Source organism: Novosphingobium sp. UBA1939 (genome assembly GCF_002336885.1).
GTDB lineage: Bacteria > Pseudomonadota > Alphaproteobacteria > Sphingomonadales > Sphingomonadaceae > Novosphingobium.
In genome coordinates, this window is record NZ_DDFB01000017.1 from 1 (window position 1) to 9,521 (window position 9,521).

Genomic DNA, 9,521 nt, shown 5'->3' on the forward strand with positions numbered 1-9,521 from the left:
ATTGGCGCTACACGGCCGGCGATGGTGTCTATGACATTCCCGGCAACCTGATCCGCGCGCCCGGCACCAGCCACGCCCGCTTCATCGGCAAGGAAGCCGAAGCCACGCTCGCATGGCAAACCACCGCCGAACTGGAACTGTCCGCCTCCCTCTCCGTCTTCTCACCAGGAACTTTCATCCGCCAAACCGGACCCGCTCACAGCATCACCATGATCGGCTTCGAAAGCAATTTCCGCTTTTAGGACCAAGGAAGAACAAGCAATGTCTGAATCCGGCAAACCATCGACCTCGCCCCTTCCGGGCCTGCTGCTGCTGTTGTCGGTCACCACCGGGCTGGTCGATGCGGTCAGCGTGCTGGGGCTTGGCAAGGTGTTCACCGCCAACATGACCGGGAACATCGTCTTCCTGGGCTTCGCCGCCGCCGGCACCCCCGGCTTCCGCATTGCGCCCTATCTGGTCGCGCTGCTCGCCTTCTTCGGCGGTGCGCTGTTGGCGGGCCGGGTCGGCCAGCGGTTCGGCCGCGAGCCGCTGCGCCGCTGGCTGACCATCTCCGCCCTGATCGAGACCATAGCCTTGTGGCTGGCGGCGGCAGTGGCGCTGACCTTCCGCGTGCCGGCGCAGGAGCCGGAGGCCGCGCTGTTCGCGATCATCGCGCTGACCGCCATTGCCATGGGATTCCGCAACGCCACCGTTCGCCAGCTCAAGGTGCCGGACCTCACCACCACCGTCCTGACGCTCACCATCACCGGCATCGCCGCCGATTCCCATCTGGCGGGTGGCGGCAATCCCAATCTTTCCCGCAGGCTCGGCGCGATCCTGGCCATTTTCGCGGGCGCGGCCGGGGGCGCGCTGATGGTCATCCATGCCGGCCTTGCCCTGCCGTTGTGCGTGGCGGGGGCGATCATCATGGGCGGTACGCTCGCCTGCGTGCGCCATCCGGCCGCCGCCATGCCCCACGCCAACGGATAACGCGGTATGATGGCGCGAATACAGAAGTTATTGGCGCGAATAAGAAAGAAATGATCATCGACCCACCTACGTTCTCGGGAAATTCGCGCGCGGCCGGCGGGCGGGACGAGCGAAGGCGGAACAGATGGGGTCGATCGACGGAAAAGTGTGCGTGGTCACCGGCGCGGCGCGCGGTCTGGGCCGTGCCATCGCGCAGACGCTGGCCGCCGACGGCGGGCGCCTTGCCTTGTGTGACGTGCTGGAACCGGCGCTGGAAGAAACCGTCGCCGGTCTGCGGTCCATGGGCGCGGACGTGTTCGCCTCCCCTTGCGATGTCAGCGACAGTACGGCCGTTGACCGGTTTTTCGCGGAGACGGCGCAAGCCCTCGGCCCGGTCGACGTTCTCGTCAACAACGCGGCGCTGGTGCCGGGCGGCCCCGACGACGAGGCGCGGCGCAACCGGCATTACGCCTGGCTCACAACCCCTGTCGAACGCGGCTCGCTGGGCTTTACCTCGGCCATGACCGATACCGAATGGCTGCGCTTCTGGGGCGTGAACGTCCACGGGGTGTTTTTCTGCACCCGCGCCGCGCTGCGCCAGATGGAACCGCGGCGGCAGGGACGCATCGTCAACATCGCGTCGATCGCCGGGCTTTCGGCTTACAGCGCGCACAGCCCGCATTATTCCGCCACCAAGGGCGCGGTCATCGCGTTCACCCGCTCGGTCGGCGCCGAAGTGGCGGGCGCCAACATCTTCGTCAACGCGATCGCGCCCGGCGGCGTCGCCACCCCGATGTTCGACGATTACCTTGCCCGGCTCGATCCCGAAGCACGCAACCGCATGTTCCAGTTTGTGCCGGCGGGGCGCCTGGGATCGCTGGAAGAATACGCGGGGCTGGTGCTGTACCTTGCTGGCGACAACCACTACCTTGCGGGCCAGATTATCAGCCCCAACGGTGGAATGTTCTGAATGGCGCACGCGGCCGTCGTGATCGATCAGCCCGGCCCGGAGCGGACAAGCGCCTATGGCTGGATCGTGTTCGCGCTGAGCTTCGGGCTGCTGATGTCCGATCACATGGCCCGGCAGGTGCTCAACGTGGTCAACCCTCTGCTCAAGACCGAATGGAACCTGGGCGATGCCGAGGTCGCCTCGCTGTCCAGCGTGGTCGCGCTGGCGGTGGGCCTACTGACGTTTCCGCTCTCGCTGGCGGCCGACCGGTTCGGCCGCGTGCGCAGCCTGTTCGCGATGGCAACGCTGTGGAGCCTCGCCACGCTGGGCGGCGCGCTGGCGCAGAGCTATCACCAGATGCTGTTCGCCCGGCTGCTCGTCGGCGTGGGCGAGGCGGCCTATGGCAGCGTGGGCATCGCGGTGGTGCTTGCGGTGTTTCCGGTGGGACTGCGTTCGACGCTGTCTTCCTCGTTTCTCGCCGGCTCGGTCGTCGGGCAGATGGTCGGGGTGGCGGTCGGCGGCCAGATCGCGGCGGCGCACGGCTGGCGCAGCGCGTTCGAGGCGATCGGTGGAGCCGGTCTGGCGCTGGCGGCGCTCTATCTGCTGATCGTGCGCGAAAGCCGCCTCGGCCCCGTCCCGTCGCGCGAGAAGCTCGATTGGCGCGTGCTGGGGCGCCAGCTGTTCGGACGGCGCCTGCTGTGGCTGACCTATTTCGCCAGCGGCAGCCAGCTGTTCTGCGCCGGCGCGCTTTCCGTGTTCCTGCCGCTGCTGCTGACCCGGTACTATGCCATGCCGATCGATCGCGCGGGCAGGACGACCGCGCTGTTCCTGCTGGTCTGCGCGATCGGCATGGTGACCTGCGGCGTGGTGGGCGATCGCCTTGCCCGGCGCGATCCGGCGATCAAGCCGCGTGTCGCGCTGGTCTATGCGCTGATGGCCGCCGTGTTCTTTGCCGGCGCCTTTCTTTCGCCGCCGGGCGCCGTGCAGCTCGCGCTGATCGGATGCGCGCTGCTGGTCGTGGCCGGCGTGGCGGGGATTGCCGGGGCGATGGCCGCGAACCTCACGCCGCGCGCGATCCACGGCACGGTGATGGCGGTTTTGGCGCTCAGCAACAACCTGCTCGGCCTGGCGCCGGGGCCGTTCGTGACCGGGATGATCGCCGACAGGATCGGGCTGGACAAGGCGCTGCTGATCATGCCGGTGCCCTGCCTGCTGTGCGCGCTCAGCCTTGTCCTCGCCCGCGGGGACTATGCGCGGGCAATGCGGCACGGGTAGCCTCCGGTCGCATAGGTCCACCTTTATTCGTCCGACGGCTCCTAAAGGCGTGACAAGCGCGAAGGGGCGCGAATAGGATCGCCATGGGGGTTTGTCGGGTGTCTTGCGGCCGCATCGCGGGCACCGGGCACCCCGGCAGCAGGGGGTGACATGGGCGGACTGATTTCAAGGCAATCCCGGATAATCTTTCCGGCGCGGGTCGTTCTGGCGCTGGCCAGCGCGCTGGCTTTCGCCGGACCGGCAGGCGCTTCGACGCTGATTACCGGGGCGACGGTTTACGACGGGTCCGGCGCGGCGGGGCAGAAGGTTTCCGTACGCGTGGATGGAGACCGGATCGTGGCGGTCGGCGATCTGCCGGCCACACCCGCCGACACGGTGATACGGGGCGACGGGCTTGCCCTCGCCCCCGGTTTCATCGACAGCCACAGCCATCACGACCGCGGCGATTATGCCGATCGGGCGATGCCGGTGCTGCTGGCGCAGGGCGTGACCACGGTGGTCGTCGGGCAGGACGGGGGCAGCGACGGCCCCTTCGCCGAAACCGCCGCCCGCTTCGCCGCGCGGCCCGCCGCCGTCAACGTCACCGCCTATACCGGGCACGGCTATCTGCGCGAAAAGGTGATGGGCGAGGATTACAAGCGCACCGCCACGCCCGCCGAAGTCACCGCGATGCAGGCGCTGCTCGATGCCGATCTCAAGGCCGGATCGCTGGGCCTGTCCACCGGCCTCGAATACGATCCCGGCATCTATTCGGATCATGGCGAACTGCTCGCGCTCGCCCGCACCACGCAGGCGGATCACGGGCGCTACATCAGCCACATGCGCAACGAGGACCTGACCTTCGACGCCGCGCTCGATGAACTACTAGACCTGGGCGAGAAGACCGGCGTGCCCGTGCAGATCTCGCACCTCAAGCTGGGCCTGGTCGATCGCTGGGGCGATGCCGGCAAGGTGCTGGCCAAGCTGGATGCGGCGCGGGCGCGCGGGATCAAGGTGACGGCCGACGTCTATCCTTACGAGTACTGGCAATCGACGCTGACCGTGCTGTTTCCCAAGCGCGACTTCACCGACATCGCTGCCGCCCGCTTCGCGCTGACGCACCTGACCACGCCCGCCGGCATGTTGCTTGGCTTCTATGCGCCCAACCCGGCCTATGTCGGCCACACCATCGCCGATATCGCCGCCGAGCGGCACGAGGAGCCGGCCGCGACCTATCTCTGGCTGATCCAGACGGCCCAGGCCTGGCGCAAGGCGCATCCGGATGCCGACCGCGTGGAAGCGGTGATCGGCACCGCGATGTCGCCCGCCGACGTCGCCGATTTCATCGCCTGGCCCAACAGCAACATCTGTTCGGACGGCATGGTCGGATCGCGCCATCCGCGCGGGGCCGGTGCCTTCGCCAAGGTGCTGCGGCTCTACGTGCGCGAACAGCACCGGTTGACGCTGCCGGAAGCGATCCACAAGATGACCGCGCTTTCGGCCGAGCACATCGGGCTGGAAGGGCGCGGCCTGATCAAGCCCGGCTACAAGGCCGATCTGGTGCTGTTCAATCCCGACACCATCGCCGATCACGCCACGGTGGAGAACCCCGGCGCGCTGGCCACGGGCGTTTCCGACGTGATGGTCAACGGCGTGATGGTCTATCGCGAGGGCAAGGCGACCGGCAGCTATCCGGGCCAGTTCCTCAAGCGGGGCGGCCTGTGATGCAGCGGCGCGGCTTGCTGAAGGCCGGCGCCGGACTGGCAGCCTTCGGAGCCGGCCGCGCCCTGGCCGCACCGATCCTGTCGGCCGGCAACTTCGGCCTGACTCCTGCCCGCGCCGCCCGGCGCAACGGCTGGATCGAAGTGGATGCCGGCGCGTTCGAGGCCAATATCGACGCAGTGCGCCAGTGGACCGGCGGCACGCGCCTGTGCGCGGTGATGAAGGCCGATGCCTATGGCAACGGCATCGCGCTGCTGATCCCTTCGATCCTGCGCAAGCGCGTGAGCGACGTGGCGATCACCTCTAACGACGAGGCGCGCGTCGCGCGGCAGCTCGGCTTTCGCGGCCGGCTTATCCGCATCCGCACGGCCACGCCCGAGGAGATGGAAGACGGTTTCGCCCATGGCATCACCGAATTGATCGCCAATCCGCTGGCCGCCGAGCGGCTTCAGGCGCTGTGGCTCAAGGGCAAGCCGAAGGGGCCGCTTACGGTCCACATCGCCCTCAACGCGGGGGGGATGAGCCGCAACGGCGTGGAGCTTTCGAGCGTCTATGGCCAGGCCGACGCCCGCGCGCTGCTGGCGCTCAAGGGTCTGCGCGTGACCGGGGCGATGACCCACTATCCCAGCGAGGAAGCCGCCGACATCCTCGGCCAGCTCGGGCGCTTTCAGGACGATCTCCGCTGGCTGGCATCGGCGGGTCTCGATACCCGCCCGCTACTGCGCCACACCGCCAATACCTTCGCCACGCTGGAGCATCCCGAAACCCGGCTCGACATGGTGCGCGTGGGCGGCGCGATCTATGGCGATCCGGGCAGCACGAAGACCGACACGTTCCAGCCGACGATGGCGATCAAGTCCCGCGTGACGGCGGTGAACCACTATCCCGCCGGGCAGACGGTCAATTACGACCGCACCTACCGCCTCGATCGCGAAAGCTGGCTCGCCAACATTCCGATCGGCTATTCCGACGGCTACCGGCGCGGGTTCAGCCACGCCAACCGGCCGGAGTTCGAGGCGGAGAGCCGCAACCGTACCGAAGTGCTGATCGGCGGCCGGCGCTTCCCCGTGGTCGGCCGGGTGACGATGAACACGATGATGGCGGACGTCACCGGCTGGCAGGACAAGGTCCGGCTCGATGACGAGGTCGTGCTGTTCGGCGCGCAAGGGGCGGAACGGATCACGCAGGCGGAATTCGAACGCAACGGTAGCGTCTATGGACCCGAAGCGCTGACCGTGATGGGCGCGACATTGCCGCGCGTGCTGAAGGCGGGCTGAGCCTATCCCCTCACCGCCTCGCGCACACGGGCCAGCGCGGCGGCGAGCGGATCGGTTTCGCCCAGGATACGGAACGTGCCGTTCATGGTGAAGAAGCAGTGCCCATGGACGGTCGCCAGCAGCGATCGCGCCAGCGCGGGCGCTTCCTCGCTGCGCTCCGGGGGCAGCACGGCGACAAGTTCGGCCACCACGATCTCGAAGATCGCGGTCACTTGCCGGGCATAGCTTTCCGGCGGTTCCATGTCGTCCGGCAGGCGAAAATCATAAAGCGCCGCCCAGGCATGGCGGTTGACCACGGCGAATTCGAAATAGGCGTCGACCGCGCGCTTCAGACGGTCGCCCTGCTCGCCGGCCAGCCGCGTTTCCAGATAGTCGCGCCACAGGTCCAGCGTGCGGCCGTTGATCGCCAGGATCAGGCCCTCGTAGGTGCCGAACACGTTGTAGATCGTGCCGATCGAATAGCCGATCCGCTTGGCAACCTCCCGCGCCGAGAAGCGGGCGAAGCCCACTTCCAGCATCTGGCGATGCCCTTCCGCGACGATCATTTCGCGCAGTTCGGGGCGGGAGTGATCGGATCGGCGGCCCATGTCAGCCCTGCGTATTCATTCCGGCGTGCTCATCCGTTCATCCCTGTTGGCGGACGAACGGATACTTCATCTGCGCCAGATAGCCGTTGGGCACGCTTTCGGGAACGCCGTATCCGGTGGGCCACTGGCTGTCGGGGAAATAATGCGTGCCGAACAGCCGGTCGAGGATGGGGAAGTGGATGGCGAAGTTCTTGTCCACGCCTTCCGCCTCGATCGCGTGGTGCCAGTGGTGGAAGCGCGGCACGACCACGAACTTGCCCAGCACATTGAAATCGCCGCGCAGGTTGGCGTGGACCAGCGAGGCATAGACATAGACCATCCCGACATAGGCCTGCATCACCGATGGCGCGAAGCCGAGCGTGAGCAGCGGCAGCGACGTTACCCCGCGCAGCAGCACGATCTCCACGAAGTGCATCCGCGCGCCGGCCAGCCAGTCCATCGCCTTCGCGCTATGATGCACCGCATGGAAGCCCCACAGGAACGGCACGCGATGGAACAGGCGGTGGAACCAGTACTGCGCCAGATCGGTCAGGATCATGGCTAGCAGGAACTGCACCTGCCATGGCAGGCTGCCCACGGCCGACCGGGTATGGTCGAGCCAGCCGAAGTGGGTGTTGACGTAGCTCGACGGCGCCAGCGCAAGGAAGGTGATGAACTGCACCAGCATCGAACTGACGAGGTAATAGAACAGATCTTCGCGCCATTCGGTGCGGAACAGGCGCTGCTTGGCAAGGTGCGGGAAGATGCGCTCGATCGGCGCGAACATCAGGCCGGTGGCGATCATGTTCACCGCGAAGAAATCGACGCCGAAGAACACGCCCCAGTCGTGCGTTTCGCGCGGCTGAACCGCCGCGCCGCCCAGGATCGAGGCGGCCAGCGCCAGCACCAGCTCGGTGCCGCCCAGCGCCTTGCGCGGGCGCAGCAGCAGGCTGAGCAAGGCCAGCGCATAGGCGCCGAGCAAGGTCAGGTGCACGAACGGACGGAAGCCTTGCATGTCGCGCAGCTTGGCCAGTTCCGGCATGGCGAACCATTCGGGCCAGCGCAGCGCCGCCACGAAGCACAGGCCGGCCATCGCCAGCACGATCGCGAAAAATCCGGCGAACCAGCCCGTGCCGAAGCCACGCGCCTCGATGGGCGCTTCCAGATCGCGTTTCAGACTTTGCCAGTATCCTCTGCTCATCGCAGGCATCCCCTTTTGCGGATACGCCGATTCCATGCGGCACCGACGCTACGATAGCGTCAAATTATACACTGTCTATTATTAAATTGAACAATGATAATTTTTCGGGTAATATCCGGTCCCAAGGAGAACCGGTGATGGGATTGATCCTCACGCTGATCGTGTTCGTGGGCGGAGCGCTGTTGCTGGGCGCCCGATCGCGGATTGCCGAGCTTGAGCGCCGCCTGCGGCTGGTGGAGGACGAGCTGCGCCGGCGCATCGCGGCGGGCGCGATGCCACGCGTCGAATCGGTCGAGCCGGCGGTGGAAACACCCTTACCGATGGTGGCCGAGGCCCTTCCCGCTCAGCCGGAAACACCGGCGGAAGCGGCACCCGAACCCGAAATCGAGACGCCCCCTCCCTCGCCGCCCGAACCCATTGCCGAAACACTACCGGCGATGGCCTGGGAAATCCCGGCCGAACCCGCCGTGGAAGCGTCCGCCGATCCGCTTCCGGTGCAAGCCGCAGAGCCGGAACCCGCCCCGGCCATGCGCCGCGCCGCGATCAATTTCGAGGAACTGTTCGGCCGCAAGCTGCCGATCTGGGCCGGCGGCATCACGCTCGCCATCGCCGGCGTGCTGATTGTCAAATACGCCATCGACCAGGGCTTTTTCGGACGGATCTTCACCCCCGGCGTGCAGGCGGTCTGCGGCATGCTGTTCGGCTTTGGCCTGATCGGCGCGGCCGAATGGGCATGGCGCGCGCGGGAGAAGGTGGCCGATCCGCGCGTCAGCCAGGCGCTGTCCGGCGCCGGTATCTCCACGCTCTATGCGGCGCTGCTGGTGGCCGCGAACCTCTATCATCTCATCCCTCCGCTCGCGGCGTTCGCGGGCCTTGCGCTGGTCACGGGCGGGGCGTTGTGGCTCTCGCTGCGCCACGGCATGCCCAGCGCCGTGCTGGGGCTGGCGGGCGGCCTTGCCGCGCCGGCGCTGACGGTGGGGCTGGACGCCAATGTGCCGATGCTCGCGGTCTATCTCGGCTTCACAATCGCGGGACTGGCCGGCGTGGCGCGGGCGCAGCGCTGGCCGTGGCTTGCCCTGCTGGCCCTGCTCGGCGGCGCCGGATGGAGCCTGTGGCTGATCCTGGCCGGCAAGGCGCTGGAAACGGTGGGCGCGCTGTCGATCGGCGGCTTCGTGATGCTACTGGCGATTGTCCTGCCGCTGTTCGCCTTTGCCGGCGCGGCGCAACGCCTGCTGCGGTCCGCCGCCGCGGTGATCGGCGCCGCGCAGCTTGGCCTGCTGGTCGCGCTGGGCGGGTTCCTGCCGCTGCACTGGGGCCTGTTCGCGCTGATCGCCGCCGCCGGCCAGTTCCTCGCCTGGCGCGAACGCGACCTGGCGATCGTGCCGACACTGAGCGCGGCGCTGTCCGTTATCCTGCTGATGCTCTGGCCCCACCCGGAAACCGGCTGGCTGCTGACCATGGGGCTGGCGCTCGCCGCGCTTCATGCGGGACCGTTGCTGGCAAGGCTGTGGCAAGCGCCCGCGCGCCTGCAACGCGCGGTCGAGCTGGCGGGCATCGCCGTGGCCGCGCCGCTGCTCGGACTGCGCCATGCGGAGCATGTGTGG

At 67.6% G+C, this 9,521-nt stretch carries 8 protein-coding genes and 1 pseudogene; 7 read left to right on the plus strand and 2 right to left on the minus strand.

The annotated features are described in order from the left end of the window. From B3547_RS03305 to alr, 6 genes and pseudogenes are all read left to right on the plus strand, one after another. A pseudogene (locus B3547_RS03305) lies at positions 1-242 on the plus strand (hypothetical protein); the annotation flags it as partial. A gap of 19 nt (positions 243-261) precedes the next feature. Next, positions 262-969: a YoaK family protein gene (locus tag B3547_RS03310; protein ID WP_136957676.1), complete on the plus strand. Its 708-nt coding sequence runs from the start codon at positions 262-264 to the stop codon at positions 967-969. A 124-nt stretch (positions 970-1,093) separates the two neighbouring features. Beyond that, on the plus strand, positions 1,094-1,918 hold the full coding sequence (locus B3547_RS03315; protein WP_292960141.1) for an SDR family NAD(P)-dependent oxidoreductase: 825 nt from the start codon (positions 1,094-1,096) through the stop codon (positions 1,916-1,918). Further along, positions 1,919-3,172 carry an MFS transporter gene (locus B3547_RS03320; protein WP_292960144.1) on the plus strand — a complete coding sequence of 418 codons (1,254 nt, stop codon included), beginning with the start codon at positions 1,919-1,921 and terminating at the stop codon, positions 3,170-3,172. 150 nt (positions 3,173-3,322) lie between these two features. Continuing rightward, on the plus strand, positions 3,323-4,876 hold the full coding sequence (locus tag B3547_RS03325; RefSeq protein WP_125953460.1) for an N-acyl-D-amino-acid deacylase family protein: 1,554 nt from the start codon (positions 3,323-3,325) through the stop codon (positions 4,874-4,876). Next, on the plus strand, positions 4,876-6,150 hold the full coding sequence (gene alr / locus B3547_RS03330; protein ID WP_292960152.1) for an alanine racemase: 1,275 nt from the start codon (positions 4,876-4,878) through the stop codon (positions 6,148-6,150). Before B3547_RS03325 ends, alr begins: the two co-directional genes overlap by 1 nt. A 2-nt stretch (positions 6,151-6,152) precedes the next feature. Here alr and B3547_RS03335 read toward each other — a convergent pair whose 3' ends face one another. Together B3547_RS03335 and B3547_RS03340 are read right to left on the minus strand one after the other, a co-directional pair. Then, the gene (locus B3547_RS03335; RefSeq protein WP_292960155.1) at positions 6,153-6,737 is read right to left on the minus strand and encodes a TetR/AcrR family transcriptional regulator; all 585 of its coding nucleotides are present in this window, start codon (positions 6,735-6,737) and stop codon (positions 6,153-6,155) included. Positions 6,738-6,774: 37 nt separating this feature from the next. Next, positions 6,775-7,917, minus strand: coding sequence for a sterol desaturase family protein (locus tag B3547_RS03340; protein WP_292960157.1), 1,143 nt, complete (start codon positions 7,915-7,917; stop codon positions 6,775-6,777). Between the two features lie 137 nt (positions 7,918-8,054). On the opposite strand from B3547_RS03340, the gene B3547_RS03345 reads away from it, so the two are divergent. After that, positions 8,055-9,521: DUF2339 domain-containing protein (locus B3547_RS03345; protein WP_292960159.1), on the plus strand; the 1,467-nt coding region annotated here is incomplete at its 3' end.